This is a genomic window from Acinetobacter sp. LT1 (assembly GCF_059800965.1).
In genome coordinates this window covers 146,666-162,411 of sequence record NZ_JBBAXE010000003.1, presented here as the reverse complement: position 1 = coordinate 162,411, position 15,746 = coordinate 146,666, and the positions used below count along the sequence as shown (strand labels likewise).

Here is a 15,746-nt window from a genome sequence, read left to right as displayed (position 1 = left end):
TTAAAAATGGCAAAATTATTTGAAACGGTTAACTTTGGTTCACTACAACTGGTCAATAGAATTGTAATTGCTCCGATGTGCCAGTATTCGGCAACAGATGACGGTGAAATTACCTATTGGCATGAACAGCAATGGGCAAATTATGCATTGTCTGGTGCGGGCCTTTGTATTGTAGAGGCGACTGCTGTACAACCTGAAGGTCGGATTAGCTATGCTGATCTTGGGCTTTGGAATGATCAGCAACGTGACCAAATCAAAGCGTTGTTAGCTAAGGTTCATACACTTTCACCGATGCCATTTGGAATTCAGTTAGCTCATGCAGGGCGTAAAGCATCTACTGAAAAACCGTGGTTAGGTAAAGGTCAGATTGCAAAAAATCAGCCTCATGGTTGGCAAACGGTTGCTCCAAGTGAAAGTACCTTTTCTGTTCATGATGCAGCGCCCCATGCTTTGACTATTGCTGAGATTAAACAAGTTCAGCAAGACTTTGCAGCGGCTGCAAAACGTGCTGTAGAAGCTGGGTTTAAGTTGATTGAAGTTCATGCTGCGCATGGTTATTTACTACATCAATTCTTATCGCCAATTGCCAATCAGCGTACTGATGAATATGGCGGTTCTTTAGAAAACCGTATGCGTATGACTCTTGAGGTTCTTCAGGCAATTAAACTCGCTGTACCAGAAGGTTATCCTGTTGGTGTTAGACTGTCTGCAACCGATTGGTTAGAGAGTATCGAGCACTGGGATGTTGAATCTACGGTTGGTTTATCAAAAGCTTTAGAGCAATTGGGCGCAGCCTATGTGCATGTGTCTAGTGGTGGTTTGCACGAGCATCAATCTATTACGATTGGGGCTGGTTACCAAGTTCCATTTGCTGAACAAGTTAAAAAGCATGTGTCTATTCCGGTCATTGCTGTAGGGCTAATTACTGAGCCAGAACATGCTGAACAAATTTTGGAAAACCAGCAAGCTGATGCTATTGGTCTTGCTCGTGCAATGTTATATGACCCAAGATGGCCTTGGCATGCAGCAGCGGCTTTAGGGGCAGAAGTTAAAATTGCGCCTCAGTATTTACGTTGCCAACCACATGGATTAAAGCAGCTTTTTAACTCTTTTTAATTGTATTGGGCAAAGTCATCTTTGCCCATTTTTCTTTCGCTAAGTGAGGACGGTCAGTGGTTTTTCAGGTTATTTTACCTATCTTGATATTGCTATTGATGGGCTATGTTTGTGTCCTCATCAAATTGGTAACACCTGAACAGATCAGGGCTCTTAGCGCATTCGTAATTAAAATTTCCTTACCAGCTTTTTTAATTCACTCATTAGCAAATAAAAACTTACAAGACATTTGGCACCCAGCTTATTTTCTTGCTTATGGTGGCGGGTCTTTAATTTTATTTTTCTTTGCTTTTATTCTCTATAGAAAATATTTTAAAAATAGCTTAACCCATAGCGCCGTCATATCGATGGGGGCATCTATGTCGAATACTGGATTTATGGGAACAGCTATTCTAACCATGTTGATAGGTAATCACGCTGCGATCTATATTTCTTTAACACTCATCATTGAGAATTTATTGATTGTGGCGCTGATGCTCATTTTGGCCGAAGCTGGTTTACATCAACAACAAAATCTTTTACCGCTTTTAAAACAGACATTTTTAAACTTACTCAAGAATCCTGTCATTATCGCGATTTTGGTTGGGATGGGGTGCATTCTTTTAGATGTTAACCTTCCTGCGACGCTTGATCAGTCTCTAGAGTTACTTGGGCGTACAGCTTCGCCTTTGGCCTTGTTTGCAATTGGCGGAAGTTTAGTAGGTATTGGAATAACAACGATAAATATAGAAAGCGTTTTGTTAGCGACATTTAAAGTTGTGCTAATGCCATCTGTTATTTTTGCACTTTTTTTAATAACCCCAAATGTAAGCCGTGAAATGCTTTACGCAGGAACATTAATCGCTGCTTTACCAATGCCGATTGCTTTTGGAATTTTTGGACAAGCCTATGGCTTAAATGAAAAAGCGTTAACACCGCTTATGATTAGTACAATTGTTGGTTTTATTGGGGTGAGCTGTCTTATTGCTCTGTGGTGGTAAAAGAAAAGCCCCATAAGGGGCTCATCATTTATTATTTTTTCGGTGCTGGCTGTGCGGGAGCATTTGCAGCCTGTTTGCTCTTTTCTGCAATAATCTTATCAACCGAAGCTAACGATTCTTTAGCGTTAGGCACATTTTGATTGGCAAGTTCAGTAAAGATCTTTTTAGCCTGCGGTAGGTTTTGCGGAATGATATTGCCATTCGCCATCATGGTTGCTAAAGCCATCGACGCAGGCGCATAACCTTTTTGCGCAATTGACTGTAAAGCTTCGATACCTTGGCGTTTCATTAAAGGATTTTTATTTTCAACCCCTTGGCTAATGTCATAGAGTGCTTTGACCTGAATAGCAGGGTAGTTACCTTTTCGAATTAAAGGTGCCAATTTTTGAAGGGCAATTTGATGTGACTGCGGTTTTTTCTGTGCAAATAAAATTGTCGCAATTTTCACAGTTGCATCATCAGAACCTTGAGCCGATGCCTTTTGAATATATTGACTGAATTTGTTGCTGTCTTTGGCAACCCCTAATTCACCAGTCTCATAAATTTGTGCAAGCGTGTAACTCGCTTGAGCATAACCTTTATTAGAGGCATCTTCATAATATTTAATAGCTTTAGAAGAATCTTTTGCTGTACCTTGGCCCATTTGAGTCATATAGCCTAAGTTATAGATGGCTTGGGCATTACCTGATTGAGATAAGCGTTGCATTTCCTGAAATGCAGCAGAATAATTTTTTGCTGCGTAGAGTTGTTCAGCTTGTTTGAAAACATCGGTTTTAGCAGCAGTCGCTGTGTTATCAGCTGCAAAAATTGATGCACTTGAAAGGGTGATTAGGCTTGCGATTAGTAATTTCTTCATTTCTTTTTAACCTTTTACTTCGTAGCTACATCATTCCATTGATGCATGAAAGAGTCTCAATTTCTCATCATAAATATTGATTGATGAAAGTAAACAGCCGATTTGTATATAAAGCACTGCACTTTGGGCAAATTGTGGAGAAAAAATACCCACTCACATTCATATAACGGAGTGGGTAATATTGTTATTTTGCAGTCTGGAGTAATGCTTCAATTTGTTTGGCATCACTTGGTACACCAGAGAGTCTTTGGCCATCTTGCAAGAACAGGGTAGGTGTTCCATCAATATTTAATTTTTGACCTAAAGCGATATTTTTCTGAATTGGGCTTGAGCAACTTTTGCTATTAGTCGGCAATTTGCGATTAAGCATATAGTTTGTCCAAGCTTCTGCCGGATTTTTTGAACACCAGATTTGATTTGAAACTTTTTCAGCATTTGGATGCAAACTAGTAAGAGGATAAAGGAACACATATACGGTTACGTTATCAACCCCAACCATATTTTGTTCTAGGCGCTGGCAATATGGGCAATCTGGGTCACTAAAGACATAGAGCGTACGTTCGCCTTTACCTTTTACATATTTAATCGCCTGATTTAATGGCAAACTTTTAACGTCAATCTTGCCCAATTCGGCAATACGTTCTTCAGTCATGTTTTTTTGTTGTTTGATGTCGACTAAATTACCAACAAAAAAGTACTTCGCATCTTGATTAGTATAAACAATGCGGCCGCTTGTATAGACTTCATAAATGCCCTGTACAGGCGATTGATAAACACCTTTTACAGGCAAATCGGGATAATTCGTCTTAAGATTTTGTTCAAGTGTTTTAACATCAGCATGAGCAGAACCGAAAATAGCCAGACTCAACATGAGTGTAGCAAGTTTAGTTTTCATCTTTTTTCTCTTTAATTTCAATAGGGCTAATGATGGCATATAAAGCTTAAAAAATTGACGTTCTAATCTAATGAAATCATTAGTGTTTTGTATCTATAAAAAAGCCCACTAACTTAGCAGTGGGCAGTTTGAACTAATAAAAGTTATTATTGTGGTCTTGCTACGTCGCCACTTAAAGCTTCTGGTAACTCAAGAACTTGAATCCCTAACTCTTGAAGAGCAGCAGGTTTAGCTACAACTAAAGCAAGATAGCCTTCATCATTTGCAATACTATTGACGACTTCAACATCATTATTTAATTGAGTTGCTGAAGCAGGCGCTTCACCTGTACCCTGAACCAGATGTAACCAGTGTTTTGGTTTTGCTTTAAACCAAAGACGCGCCACAATTTCCTGACCTAGGTAACAGCCTTTGTCGTAATTGACGCCTTCACGTTGATGTAAACGTAATTCCTGTGGTTGGAATTCATGTTCAGTAGCCTGTGTAATCCAAGCTTGACCAGTCATAATGGCTTGTTTTTGCCATTTGGAAATATCAGTTTCAGCAGTAGTGAATTCAGTTTGATGATCCTCAACTTTTGGGAACACAGTGCCTTGTTCACTTAAGGTCATTTTTGAAAAGGCACCATACTTTTTAATATGCTTGGCAAACTCTTCAGCTTGATCTTGAGTAACTACAATTTCAAAACTTTCAGGATTCATCTTCTTTAGCCATAAGCCAAAGTGAATACGGCCTTTAAGATCACAAATCGCTGTATAGCGAGTTTCATTTTCAGCTAAACGTTCAGTATCTACAGTAACTTGGCCTTGTAAAAACTTTTGTGCATCTACACCGTTTAAAGCATATGAGGAGAAAGCGAGCAGACTCATGATTAATCTCAAATTCAATATGTTTCTTTATGATTGCTGACTATTTTGCTCCATTTTTACTAAAAAATCAGCCATAGTTTTCGTAATTTGAGTTTGTCCTGAAGCTGGCTTTTTTGTTTAAAAAAACACCAAAAATATACGTTCGGATAAATCGGAAGGTTTAAGCTAATAGCCATAATTTCAATAATTTTAAGGAAATTAAAATAAGGAGAATATGATGGCAACAGGAACAGTGAAATTTCATCGCGTGTTTAAGGCTCCAGCCGAGCGAGTTTACCGTGCATTTTTAGATCCAGATGCTTTAGTCAAGTGGTTACCGCCCCATGGTTTTACTGCGAAAGTTCATAGTTTTGATGCAAATGTTGGTGGCTCATACAAAATGAGTTTTACCAATTTTTCAACAGGTTCAACCCATGCTTTTGGCGGAACATATGTGGAATTAGTTCCAAATGAACTAATTCGCTACAACGATCAATTCGATGACCCAAATTTACCTGGGACTATGCAGGTTACTATTACATTAAAAAGCGTATTGGTAGGTACAGAAGTGCATATTACGCAAGAAGGAATACCGGAAGTTATTCCTGTAGAAGCTTGTTATTTAGGGTGGCAAGAATCCCTATCTTTGCTTACCTTATTGATTGAAGCTGAAATTCCAGATCAATAAAGTCACTCTACTTTCTTATAAAAGAGTAGGTCGTATGACCTACTCTTAACATAGTTCAAATTGGTTTTGTTGTTCCAATAGCTTAACTATGGCTGAAAAATCAACTTGTTGTGCATCGGGTTTGGAAACCTGATTAAACTGTTGCTGAATAAGATTAAAAGCTGGGAGTTCCAAATTATTTTGAGTAACGAGATTTAGTGCAATTCCAATATCCTTTTGTAATAAATCTAATGCAAAAGTTTTTTCAAATTTGCGGTTTAAAACGCGTTGCATCATGATGTGTTCTGAAACATTACTTTTGCCGCTAGAGTGGTTAATGCAGTTCATTGCGGAGTGTAAATTTACGCCTTGGGATTTAAGGATACTTAATCCCTCTGCCAACGCCCAAAGATGTGTTGCCATTAACGTATTATTAATGGCCTTTACTGCAAAGGCAGCACCACTTTCGCCGACATATTCAACTAAATTAGCAAAGGCTTGAATGATTGGTTTTGCTCTTTTAAAAGCAGACTCGTTACCTCCGACCATTACCGTGAGAGTTCCTCGTTCAGCCCCAATCGTTTGTCCTGAAACTGGTGCATCTAAATAATCAACTCCACTTAATTTGAGCTGTTGGCTGAGTTTTCTTGCAGTCTCTGGCACACCGCTAGTGCAATCCACCCAAATACAGCCTTGTTTTAGTTGAGAATTCGCAATTAAATTTTCTACATCTTGGCTAGTCGGTAGGCATGAAAAGATAATATCTGCTTGTAGAGCTTGTGTCAGGTCTACAGCCTCCGTACCAAAGGTTTGTTCATGTTGCTTTGCTTTAGCAAAAGTACGATTCCAAACATAGACTTGGCTACATACTTGGGTTAAATGGGAAGCCATGTGCCATCCCATTGCACCTAAACCGATAAATGAAACACTTTGAATCAAGGAGTTTCTCCAGAATTAGAGATGTGGGACAGAATTAAGCGGTTCTACTGATTTTTCAATAGATTGACTTTCAGATTTTTCCGTTCTGTTGAGTAATAGGTTAAGCACAATTGCTGCAAGTGTCGCAGTTCCAATACCCCCTAGGTCAAATGGCCCAATATGTAGGCTTAAATTACCAGCACCCATAATCAGGCTGACTGCTGCAATAATTAAAGTACTATTTTTGGTGAAATCAACTTTGTTATCGATCCAAATTTTTGCTCCAGCCACAGTAATTAAACCAAAGACAACAATGGATGCACCGCCTAATAAAGCGACAGGGATGGTACTAATGATTGCTCCAAATTTAGGAGATAGACCGAGTAGAATTGCAAATAGTCCCGCAACCACAAAAATAGTCGTTGAATAGACTTTAGTTACAGCCATTACTCCAATATTTTCAGCATAAGTCGTCATGCCTGTACCACCAACAGAAGCTGATAAACTTGTACAGATACCATCTGCAAAAAAAGCACGCCCCATATATGGCGATAAATTACGTTCTGTCATGGCAGAAACCGCTTTAAAATGTCCCAAGTTTTCAGCGACTAAAATAAGCGCAACAGGTGCAATCAATAAAATAGCTTTGGCATTAAAAACAGGTGAGTGAAAAGTGGGTAGGCCAAACCATGCAGCTTGACTGATTGCATTAAAATCGATGGGTTTGCCTAACCCTAAGATATTGGTGAGTAGAAAATAAATAAAATAAGCACTGATGAGCCCGATGAGTAATAGAAGGCGGCGAATCATACCTCTTGTAAAAACAGCAACAGCACTAATGCATAAAATGGTAATGACAGCCATCCACGTGTCAAAGCTATTTGTCGAAACGCTTTTAATTGTTACAGGTGCAAGGTTTAAACCAATAATCATGACAATTGCACCAGTGACCACGGGTGGCATGAGTTTTTCAATCCATGCAGTTCCAGTTTTCATCACAATTAAACCGATGCATGCATAAACCAAACCGCAAATGATTGTACCGCCAAGCGCCACAGCTAAATTGGGATTTGATCCAACCCCTGCATAGCCTGTGGCGGCAGCGACTGCGCCAATAAACGCGAAGCTTGATCCGAGATAGCTAGGCATACGCCCACCTGTAATTAAAAAGAACAAGATGGTGCCAATACCAGTAATAAAAATGGTGAGGTTCGGATCAAAGCCCATGAGTAACGGAGCTAAAACAGTTGCTCCGAACATAGCAAAAGCATGTTGTAACCCCAAAACAATACTTTTACCGGGAGGGAGATATTCATCAATTTGTACGGGAGTTTCTAAATTACCTGTGTGCGGCTTAAATTTAGGAAACCAAGATTCTTTTGTTCGCATAACAGATCCTCTTTTTCATTTTTATCTGCATTAGCATGCTGTTTGTAATTCGCAATAACTGCGGTTGAAGTACATAAGTGCATTAAGTCCACTTTGGTGTTTCATTGCTTTGACTGCACAAAACAAGACGTCATGACTACCGATACTCATGCTTTGTACAATTTCACAATCAAATGACACCAAGGCCTCATTCAAAATCGGAGAACCAGTGAGTAGCTTGCTCCATTCCCCATGAGCAAAGCGTTCTGGCATTGGTGTTTTTCCGCCGAATATTGTAGATAGCGTACTTTGATGGGCAGCTAAAGTATTGACACAAAGCACCTCGTTTTGTTTAAAAGTATTAAACACAGATGCTGAGCGATTGAGACAAACCAATAGTGTCGGTGGTGTATCGGTTACGCTACATACAGCGGAGGCTGTAAAGCCAGCCTGTCCCGCAGGTCCATCTGTCGTGATGACATTCACTGCTGCTCCAAGATTTGCCATGCCTTGTCTAAAAGTATGCTGATCTACTTCTAAGTGTGTTGAGCATGTTTGAGCCTGCTGAATAGCAGATGGAGTTAAAACCTGTTTCTCTTCTCTTTTTTGCATGATTGCTCTCCAACCCCAATGCATGATCATTACAATGAATCGAGGCTAAAACATCACATCAGTTATGATGCTGAAGGTTTTTATCAGTGACATCGTTTATCCCACATGGGCAATCGATGCAATTTCAATTAAGGCATCAGGTTTCACCAAGCCGCACTGGATACAAAAGCGAGCAGGTTTGTCACCCGGAAAATATTCTGCATATACCGTATTTACTGCGCTATAGTCGGCCCAATCTTTAATGAAAATGGAATTGAACGTTACGTCATCCATGGTGCCACCTGCAGTTTCAATCACTTTTTTGATCGTTTCTAAAATATGGCGAGTCTGTCCTGCGGCATCACCAATACAGACCACATTATTATTTTCATCAAAAGCCAATGTGCCTGAGACATACACAATATTGTCTGCTTTGGTTGCAGGAACATAGGGTGCAAGTGGTGCCGCTGTTCCTTCAGGAATAACAACTTGTTTAGACATAAGATGCTCCAAATCAAAAAATTTAGATAAAATTAAATGCATGAATTAGGCAGATTGCTGTAGCAATGTTGATGCCGAATCAAAGGTTTCAATAAAGCTATTGGTGTCAGATACCCAGCCAAAAAAAGTTTTAATGTTATATAGCGCTGCGTCGTGAGCCTCTTGAGGTCCGGCTTGATAGCAAGCATCTTTAAGTGCAACACCGAAATATTCCAAAAAGAAACCATCACGTAAGGTCGACTCGACACAGACATTGGTGGCAATACCTACAAAGACCAAATTACGAATGCCACGAGCACGTAAAATGCTGTCGAGAGCGGTGTTAAAGAAACCGCTATAACGTGGCTTTTCAATAATGATGTCTTGTGGAAGAGGTTTTAACTCATCAATTAAAGCAAAGTCCCAACCGCCTTTAGATAAAAGTTGGCCTTGTAACTCGGGGCGTTTACGCATGGTTTTTAAGGCATTGGATTTATGAAAATTTGGTGAGCCTAAACCACCAGCCTCAACGTAGTTTTTATCCCAACCATTTTGGAAATAGATGACCTGAATCCCTGCACTATGTGCAGCATCGATCGCCTTTTTAATATTTTCGACTACAGGTTTAGTCTTTGAAACATCAAAACCTGCTAAATCTAAATACCCACCTAAAGAGGTGTAGGCATTTTGCATATCAATGACAACAAGCGCAGTTTGTTCTGCTGCTAGTTGAATATGTTCAGGTTCGGCTTTTAATACTTTGCCTGTACCAATCTGTGCCGTGAATTCTGCACACACAATATTAGACATTTCATTCATGCGCTTTTCTCCAAAACAGTTGGTTCGGCTTGCTCTGCCAGTTCGGTAACGACACTTTCACGACATTTCATGAGCGGTTGAATGCGTTGACCAAAATCTTCTACACCTTGTACAAAGTCATCAAAGGTCAACAAAATTCCTTCTGTACCTTCAATCTCGGAAATTTGATCAAGCATTTTTGCGACATTTTTAAAAGAGCCAACAATGGTGCCCATATTGATATTGACTGGAGAAACACTAGAGGCCATGTGACGAATATTGGTGTCAGTGCCAGACACTTTATCTTTTGCACCTTGGTCTTGTAGCCAACGAATAGCTTCCATGTCCGCACCATCGTTATAGTGTTGCCATTTCTGCATTGCAGCAGCATCTGTTTCGGCTGCAATTACCATAAACAACACATAGGTCTGTACATTCCGTCCAGTTTTGTCAGTTTGAGCTTTTAAACGATCATTAATTTCGGCATAGGCTGTCGGTGTGTTTAAACCTTTTCCAAAAACAAAGTTGTAATCGGCATATTTTGCGGAAAAAGCTAAACCAGCATCAGACTGTCCTGCACAGATAATTTTCATATCAGCTTGAGGCTGTGGTTTGACCTGACAATCATTCATCTGGAAGAACTCGCCTTTTAGGTCTGATTTTCCGGTTGCCCAAAGTTCACGCAAAACTTCGACATACTCAGATAAGTAGTCATAGCGCTTAGCAAAATATTCATCGCCAGGCCACATACCCATTTGGGAATATTCAGGCATTTGCCATCCCGTCACGACGTTTAGTCCAAAGCGACCGTTGGAAATCGAATCTATGGTCGATGCCATACGTGCCACAATTGCAGGAGGCATGACTAGTGTTGCAGCGGTTGCATAAATTTGGATTTTACTGGTGACAGCGGCGAGACCTGCCATGAGGGTAAATGTTTCCAGGTTATAGTCCCAAAACTCAGTTTTTCCGCCAAAACCACGTAACTTAATCATGGAAAGGGCAAAGTCAAAACCGTAGTGTTCAGCACGCTGTACAATTTGTTTGTTTAATTCAAAGGTAGGTTTATATTGCGGTGCATTTTCTGAAAGCAGCCAGCCATTATTTCCAATTGGACAAAAAACGCCGATCTTCATCTTGATTCCCCATCGTGAGTTTAGGAAGTCGAACTGAAAGCTATAAACGATATAATTTTCAGTATTTGTTTGTATTTTTAATAATGCATAGCGCGTGCCAACTTTAATATTTATATATTTATCAATGTATTGAGTTTATTGTTTGGTATAATTTTTATCAAATGGTAAAAAATAATGCGATTGTGCACCAAGGAGGAACTAACTTTCTTCATTGTGCATCATTTGATCAATTTTACTTTTGGAGTGTGTATTACATCCAATTTTATAAAACAGCAGAACAAAAAAAGGCGACATTGAAGTCGCCGTGTAGGACTAAAGTATTTCTCTTTTGAGATTGAAGAGGGTGTTATGGACTTAACTCATTCCACTCGACAAGCCTCTTCAAAATTTAAACGAGGAAGGCGTGTATAAACTTTCTGAGGGTCGCCATAGCCGATGTTAATGATGAGATTAATATGATGATTTGTCCCTGCAAAAAATAGCTCATCAACTTGTTTCGCATCAAAACCAGACATTGGACCCGTATCTAAACCTAAACTACGGCATGCCATAATTAAATATGCAGCTTGCAATGAACTATTACGAAAGGCAGTTTCATGTGCTACGGCATCACTTGATGTAAACCATGATTTTGCATCGGCATACGGAAATAGTTCTGGCAGTTTGTCATAAAATCTTGCATCGGTTGCAACCAAAACAGTGACAGGAGCTGTTATCGTCTTTTCTACATTGCCAGACGACAATGCTGGCTTGAGTTTTTGTTTAGCTTCAGGTGTTGTTAAAAATACAAAACGAGCAGGACTACAGTTGGCAGAAGTCGGTGCCATTTTGACCAGATCATAAATTTGTTGAATTTGCTCGGGGCTGACGGCTTTATCTAACCACGTGCTGTGGGTTCTAGCTTCTAAAAAGAGTTGATCTAACATATTTAATGTTTTTGCATTCATGATAAGGCCTTAATGCTATGGAAAAATTGAATGAAAGTTTGATTTAGTTGTTGAGATTCGATCACTGTGGAAGCATGGGCACCAGAGGGTAAAATGCAGAGTTGACCATGACCAAGTTTGGTAAAAAGATCTTGTGATTTATGTGCTGGAACTAAAAAATCATCTTGATTGGCAACGATATGAATTGCAGTGTCTTGTAGTGCTTGTACGTGCTCTGATTGTAATTGAAAGCGCATCAATGCTTTGAGTCGTGCAAATACATTTGTCTTGGGCGGAAAACCTTGGAGCTGAATATCTTCGGTACTTTTAATGTGGCTATGATTCTGAGAAATCCATGCTGGAGGATACAAAAATAATGCCTGTGCATGCACATAGGCTTCAGCACCTGCTGACGCTAATAATGCGATACGGGCATCAAAACATTTTTGTGTATGGGCATCTAGCTCATCCCACGCATTAATCAGTGTCAGGCTGAGCATGGTAATTGAGCTAGATTGTAGTTGCTTTGCGAGTTCCATTCCGATGATGCCACCCAAAGCATGCCCGATCATATGAAACTCATGAATTTGAAGATGTTCTAATAAATGTAGTACTTGATTTGCCATGTCACACATATGGTAGTGTGCAGGTAATAAAGCACTGTCTTGGTGACAGCCTTCTTGGTCATAAGTCACGATGTTGAAATGCGTACTCAACGATTCAAGTTGTGGGCTCCAAAAACTAGCATGACCACCTAAGCCAGATGAGAAAATCAAATAAGGGGCGTCTTTTTGAGATGAACACGGATAAATATAATATTTCATTTTTTACCATTTGATAAAATAATGAAAAATTCAAAAGCAATTTATATGCCTGAATTAATCAGTAATGGCAAATTGAGACAATATTTAGCGCAAAAGATTTAGATTGTAGAGGAAGGCAAATCAATGTGATGATTAAGCCAATGATATTTAGATTGAGCTGAGTAGGTGTCAGAAATGGATATACATATTAAAAGAATTTATGAAAATGCTGAGCCTAGTGATGGAAAGCGAATATTGGTTGACCGTTTATGGAGTAGGGGAATTAGTAAGGAGAATGCCCACTTAGATTTGTGGCTAAAAGAAATAGCACCATCGACCGAGCTTAGAAAATGGTTTCATGCTGCAACACCAGATCATTGGCAAGAGTTTAAACAGCGCTATTTAAAAGAGCTTGAGACCAATTCCGCAGTTCAAGAGCTACAACAAATCGCATTGAAGAATACGATCACACTTTTATATTCAGCCAAAGATGTTGAAAACAATCACGCAATTATTTTGAAAGAATATTTATTAAGTAAAAACTTAAAATGAATATATAAATTTTTTTTTGGTAAAAGTCTCTTATTTAAAACTTTAAAAAATGAGTCATATCTCGCATAATATACTTTTTGAGATTTTTTTCATGTCTTTGCCAAACTGCCCAAAATGCCAATCAGAATATACTTACCAAGATGGCGACTTATTGATTTGTCCTGAATGTTCACATGAGTGGAAAGAAGGAGAAGCATCAGCAACTGAAGAACAAGAAATTATTAAAGATGCAAATGGAAATGTCTTGGCAGATGGTGATAGCGTCACTGTAATTAAAGACTTAAAAATTAAAGGTTCATCTTCAGTCGTTAAAGTAGGGACAAAGGTAAAAACGATTCGTTTAGTTCCAGATGCAAGTGATGGCCACAATATTGATTGCAAAATTGATGGTATTGGTCAGATGAAGCTAAAATCTGAATTTGTAAAAAAAGCTTAAACTGTTAATTATTATTACATTTCAGCAGAGATATATGTCTATATCTCTGCTTTTTAAATTCCTAACATCATTATAATTTTATTACGAAAAAGTATAAAAAATGGACTGTTCAAGGAATATTTACGCCTTTATATTGTCATTAATAACAAATAACTTTCGTCCAGAATAATAACGAAAGTCATACCCACACCAACAAAAAAATGAGGTTTTTATGGCAGGATGGTACGAAATTTCACAAGCGAGTGATGGTCAATATCGTTTTATTTTGAAGGCAGGAAATGGTGAACCTATTTTAAATAGTGAGCTATATAAGGCAAAAGCCTCTGCTGTAAATGGTATTGAATCAATTCAGAAAAATAGTGGTGATGACGCCCGATATGAGCGTTTAACTGCAAAGAATGGGAAACCTTATTTCAATTTAAAAGCTGCAAATCATCAAATTATTGGCACGAGTCAGTTCTATGCAAGTGAAGCTTCACGAGATAAAGGAATTGAGTCGGTTAAAAACAATGGTTCATCAACCAATATCAAAGACTTAACCGTTCAGGCATAAAATTGAGTTAAAAAAAAGCAGCTTCGAAAAGCTGCTTTTTTATTTAGTATTTATGAACGCGCTAACTTAGCTAAAAGCTCTTCTTTAGTTAAATTGCTAGCTTCAGCATCTCGGCGGCCTTTATATTCAAAAGTCCCAGCATCAAGACCTTTTTCACCAATCACAATACGGTGTGGAATACCCATTAATTCAAGGTCAGAGAATTTAACGCCTGGGCGTTCGTTACGATCATCAAGTAACACATCAAAACCTTGAGCTTGAAGTTCTGCATAAAGAGACTCTGCTGCTTCAAGAGTACGTGGTGATTTGTGCGCATTCATTGGAACAATTGCAATTTCAAATGGTGCAATGGCTTGAGGCCAGATAATACCTTTGTCGTCGTAGTTTTGTTCAATTGCAGCTGCAACAACACGCGTTACACCAATACCGTAGCATCCCATAGTTACTGTAAATGGTTTGCCATCTTCACCTAGAACTTTACAGCCTAAAGCTTCAGAGTATTTAGTACCTAGCTGGAAAATATGACCTACTTCGATACCACGTTTAATTTGTAGTGTGCCTTTGCCATCTGGAGATGGATCGCCTTCAACCACATTACGTAAGTCAAAAACTTCGCTAATTTGCGCATCACGTTCCCAGTTTACGCCAACCGCATGTTTGTCCGCTTCATTTGCACCCGCAACGAAGTCAGAAAGAACCGATGCAGCACGGTCAACAATTACGGTTAAGCCTTTTTCGACTAAACCTTGTGGACCTGTAAAGCCAGCAGTTAAACCAAATGCTTGAAGTTGTTCTTCAGTTGCAAAAGTAAGAGGTGCAGCAACTAAAGGATGTTTCTCAGCTTTAATCTCATTAAGTTCGTGGTCGCCACGTACAAATAGAGCAACGACAGGAACATTACCTTTTTCATCAGCAACGCCTTGAACCAATAATGCTTTAACAGATTGCTTTGGATCAGCATTTAAGAATTGGCAGACATCATCAATCGTTTTTTGGTTTGGCGTTTCAACCAATTTAAATTCTTGTGTCGGTGCTGCGCGTTCACCCACCAAAACAGCCTCAGCCATTTCAACGTTTGCTGCATAATCAGATTCAGTTGAAAATGCGATGTCATCTTCACCACTAGCCGCCAATACGTGGAATTCGTGTGAAGCTGAACCACCAATAGAACCTGTATCAGCTTGTACTGGACGGAAATCTAAACCTAAGCGAGTGAAAATACGGCTATAAGTGTCGTACATCACATCATAAGTTTCTTGTAATGATTCTTGAGTTGCATGGAAAGAATAAGCATCTTTCATGATGAACTCACGTGAACGCATTACACCAAAACGTGGACGAATTTCATCACGGAATTTGGTTTGAATTTGATAAAAATTTACAGGAAGCTGCTTATAACTTTTTAATTCGTTACGCGCCATATCTGTAATAACTTCTTCATGCGTTGGCCCAAGTACAAATGGGTTCGTATGACGATCTTTAAAACGTAATAACTCAGGGCCATATTGTTCATATCGACCTGATTCTTCCCAAAGACTTGCAGGTTGAGTCACGGGCATGAATACTTCCATTGCGCCTGAACGGTTCATTTCTTCACGAACAATCGCATCTACTTTTTTAAGCACACGTGTTCCCGTCGGCAGCCATGTATATAAACCAGATGCCAATTTACGAATCATCCCCGCACGTAACATGAGCTGGTGTGAAATCACTTCAGCATCATTTGGGGTTTCTCTCAACGTTGCAAATAAAAAGCGGCTTGCGCGCATGGAAAAAGTCCTAAAAGTTAAGCGTTATAAAAACGCAGATTATACGATAATCGC

General features: G+C 39.2%; 19 protein-coding genes. 6 read left to right on the top strand and 13 right to left on the bottom strand.

What is annotated here, in order from left to right; all coding sequences use genetic code 11:
• Positions 1-6 precede the first annotated feature (6 nt).
• Positions 7-1,116 (top strand): NADH:flavin oxidoreductase/NADH oxidase, encoded by a 1,110-nt coding sequence (locus WBW42_RS04005; RefSeq protein ID WP_032056685.1) that lies wholly within the window; start codon positions 7-9, stop codon positions 1,114-1,116.
• A gap of 56 nt (positions 1,117-1,172) precedes the next feature.
• Complete coding sequence (locus tag WBW42_RS04000) at positions 1,173-2,096, top strand: AEC family transporter (protein WP_032056684.1); 924 nt, start codon at positions 1,173-1,175, stop codon at positions 2,094-2,096.
• A 31-nt stretch (positions 2,097-2,127) separates the two neighbouring features.
• Here the strand turns inward: WBW42_RS04000 and WBW42_RS03995 are convergent, their stop codons facing one another.
• From WBW42_RS03995 to WBW42_RS03980, 4 genes are all read right to left on the bottom strand, one after another.
• Entirely contained in the window at positions 2,128-2,952 is an 825-nt protein-coding gene (locus WBW42_RS03995) for a tetratricopeptide repeat protein (RefSeq protein ID WP_032056683.1), read from the bottom strand.
• A gap of 184 nt (positions 2,953-3,136) precedes the next feature.
• Positions 3,137-3,847 carry a DsbC family protein gene (locus tag WBW42_RS03990; protein ID WP_014207575.1) on the bottom strand — a complete coding sequence of 237 codons (711 nt, stop codon included), beginning with the start codon at positions 3,845-3,847 and terminating at the stop codon, positions 3,137-3,139.
• A gap of 146 nt (positions 3,848-3,993) precedes the next feature.
• Complete coding sequence (gene ygfZ, locus WBW42_RS03985) at positions 3,994-4,716, bottom strand: CAF17-like 4Fe-4S cluster assembly/insertion protein YgfZ (RefSeq protein WP_032056682.1); 723 nt, start codon at positions 4,714-4,716, stop codon at positions 3,994-3,996.
• A 59-nt stretch (positions 4,717-4,775) separates the two neighbouring features.
• The gene (locus WBW42_RS03980; protein WP_002116161.1) at positions 4,776-4,892 is read right to left on the bottom strand and encodes a hypothetical protein; all 117 of its coding nucleotides are present in this window, start codon (positions 4,890-4,892) and stop codon (positions 4,776-4,778) included.
• 38 nt (positions 4,893-4,930) lie between these two features.
• On the opposite strand from WBW42_RS03980, the gene WBW42_RS03975 reads away from it, so the two are divergent.
• Positions 4,931-5,383, top strand: a complete 453-nt coding sequence (locus WBW42_RS03975; protein ID WP_014207573.1) for an SRPBCC family protein — start codon at positions 4,931-4,933, stop codon at positions 5,381-5,383.
• 45 nt (positions 5,384-5,428) lie between these two features.
• On the opposite strand, the gene WBW42_RS03970 is transcribed toward WBW42_RS03975, so the two are convergent.
• The 8 genes from WBW42_RS03970 to rutD form a co-directional block, all read right to left on the bottom strand.
• Positions 5,429-6,301 (bottom strand): NAD(P)-dependent oxidoreductase, encoded by an 873-nt coding sequence (locus tag WBW42_RS03970; protein ID WP_080776809.1) that lies wholly within the window; start codon positions 6,299-6,301, stop codon positions 5,429-5,431.
• A gap of 15 nt (positions 6,302-6,316) precedes the next feature.
• Positions 6,317-7,669, bottom strand: a complete 1,353-nt coding sequence (rutG, locus tag WBW42_RS03965; protein WP_032056680.1) for a pyrimidine utilization transport protein G — start codon at positions 7,667-7,669, stop codon at positions 6,317-6,319.
• Between the two features lie 30 nt (positions 7,670-7,699).
• Positions 7,700-8,290: an NADH-dependent FMN reductase RutF gene (gene rutF / locus WBW42_RS03960; protein ID WP_078210294.1), complete on the bottom strand. Its 591-nt coding sequence runs from the start codon at positions 8,288-8,290 to the stop codon at positions 7,700-7,702.
• Between the two features lie 66 nt (positions 8,291-8,356).
• Entirely contained in the window at positions 8,357-8,740 is a 384-nt protein-coding gene (rutC, locus tag WBW42_RS03955; RefSeq protein ID WP_032052667.1) for a pyrimidine utilization protein C, read from the bottom strand.
• 45 nt (positions 8,741-8,785) lie between these two features.
• A complete protein-coding gene (rutB, locus tag WBW42_RS03950) occupies positions 8,786-9,538 on the bottom strand; it encodes a pyrimidine utilization protein B (RefSeq protein ID WP_032056679.1) in 753 nt (250 codons plus the stop codon).
• On the bottom strand, positions 9,535-10,653 hold the full coding sequence (gene rutA, locus WBW42_RS03945) for a pyrimidine utilization protein A (RefSeq protein WP_004705762.1): 1,119 nt from the start codon (positions 10,651-10,653) through the stop codon (positions 9,535-9,537). Before rutA ends, rutB begins: the two co-directional genes overlap by 4 nt.
• A 359-nt stretch (positions 10,654-11,012) precedes the next feature.
• Positions 11,013-11,600, bottom strand: a complete 588-nt coding sequence (locus WBW42_RS03940) for a malonic semialdehyde reductase (protein WP_032005458.1) — start codon at positions 11,598-11,600, stop codon at positions 11,013-11,015.
• Positions 11,597-12,403, bottom strand: coding sequence for a pyrimidine utilization protein D (gene rutD, locus WBW42_RS03935; protein ID WP_032056678.1), 807 nt, complete (start codon positions 12,401-12,403; stop codon positions 11,597-11,599). The genes WBW42_RS03940 and rutD overlap by 4 nt, the downstream gene beginning before the upstream one ends.
• A 174-nt stretch (positions 12,404-12,577) precedes the next feature.
• On the opposite strand from rutD, the gene WBW42_RS03930 reads away from it, so the two are divergent.
• The 3 genes from WBW42_RS03930 to WBW42_RS03920 all read left to right on the top strand — a co-directional run bounded on the left by WBW42_RS03930 (position 12,578) and on the right by WBW42_RS03920 (position 13,923).
• Complete coding sequence (locus WBW42_RS03930) at positions 12,578-12,934, top strand: DUF488 domain-containing protein (protein ID WP_014207564.1); 357 nt, start codon at positions 12,578-12,580, stop codon at positions 12,932-12,934.
• Between the two features lie 91 nt (positions 12,935-13,025).
• Positions 13,026-13,370 carry a zinc ribbon domain-containing protein YjdM gene (locus WBW42_RS03925; protein WP_002116259.1) on the top strand — a complete coding sequence of 115 codons (345 nt, stop codon included), beginning with the start codon at positions 13,026-13,028 and terminating at the stop codon, positions 13,368-13,370.
• 211 nt (positions 13,371-13,581) lie between these two features.
• On the top strand, positions 13,582-13,923 hold the full coding sequence (locus WBW42_RS03920) for a YegP family protein (RefSeq protein ID WP_002116533.1): 342 nt from the start codon (positions 13,582-13,584) through the stop codon (positions 13,921-13,923).
• A 50-nt stretch (positions 13,924-13,973) separates the two neighbouring features.
• Here WBW42_RS03920 and WBW42_RS03915 read toward each other — a convergent pair whose 3' ends face one another.
• The gene (locus WBW42_RS03915) at positions 13,974-15,692 is read right to left on the bottom strand and encodes a proline--tRNA ligase (protein WP_032056677.1); all 1,719 of its coding nucleotides are present in this window, start codon (positions 15,690-15,692) and stop codon (positions 13,974-13,976) included.
• Positions 15,693-15,746 lie beyond the last annotated feature (54 nt).

Coding starts and splice junctions, on each gene's coding strand:
- WBW42_RS04005 (WP_032056685.1), top strand. CDS start 7: ATGGCAAAATTATTTGAAACGGTTAACTTTGGTTCACTACAACTGGTC.
- WBW42_RS03995 (WP_032056683.1), bottom strand. CDS start 2,952: ATGAAGAAATTACTAATCGCAAGCCTAATCACCCTTTCAAGTGCATCA.
- WBW42_RS03990 (WP_014207575.1), bottom strand. CDS start 3,847: ATGAAAACTAAACTTGCTACACTCATGTTGAGTCTGGCTATTTTCGGT.
- ygfZ (WP_032056682.1), bottom strand. CDS start 4,716: ATGAGTCTGCTCGCTTTCTCCTCATATGCTTTAAACGGTGTAGATGCA.
- WBW42_RS03980 (WP_002116161.1), bottom strand. CDS start 4,892: ATGGCTATTAGCTTAAACCTTCCGATTTATCCGAACGTATATTTTTGG.
- WBW42_RS03975 (WP_014207573.1), top strand. CDS start 4,931: ATGATGGCAACAGGAACAGTGAAATTTCATCGCGTGTTTAAGGCTCCA.
- rutG (WP_032056680.1), bottom strand. CDS start 7,669: ATGCGAACAAAAGAATCTTGGTTTCCTAAATTTAAGCCGCACACAGGT.
- rutF (WP_078210294.1), bottom strand. CDS start 8,290: ATGATCATGCATTGGGGTTGGAGAGCAATCATGCAAAAAAGAGAAGAG.
- rutC (WP_032052667.1), bottom strand. CDS start 8,740: ATGTCTAAACAAGTTGTTATTCCTGAAGGAACAGCGGCACCACTTGCA.
- rutB (WP_032056679.1), bottom strand. CDS start 9,538: ATGAATGAAATGTCTAATATTGTGTGTGCAGAATTCACGGCACAGATT.
- rutA (WP_004705762.1), bottom strand. CDS start 10,653: ATGAAGATCGGCGTTTTTTGTCCAATTGGAAATAATGGCTGGCTGCTT.
- WBW42_RS03940 (WP_032005458.1), bottom strand. CDS start 11,600: ATGAATGCAAAAACATTAAATATGTTAGATCAACTCTTTTTAGAAGCT.
- rutD (WP_032056678.1), bottom strand. CDS start 12,403: ATGAAATATTATATTTATCCGTGTTCATCTCAAAAAGACGCCCCTTAT.
- WBW42_RS03930 (WP_014207564.1), top strand. CDS start 12,578: ATGGATATACATATTAAAAGAATTTATGAAAATGCTGAGCCTAGTGAT.
- WBW42_RS03925 (WP_002116259.1), top strand. CDS start 13,026: ATGTCTTTGCCAAACTGCCCAAAATGCCAATCAGAATATACTTACCAA.
- WBW42_RS03920 (WP_002116533.1), top strand. CDS start 13,582: ATGGCAGGATGGTACGAAATTTCACAAGCGAGTGATGGTCAATATCGT.
- WBW42_RS03915 (WP_032056677.1), bottom strand. CDS start 15,692: ATGCGCGCAAGCCGCTTTTTATTTGCAACGTTGAGAGAAACCCCAAAT.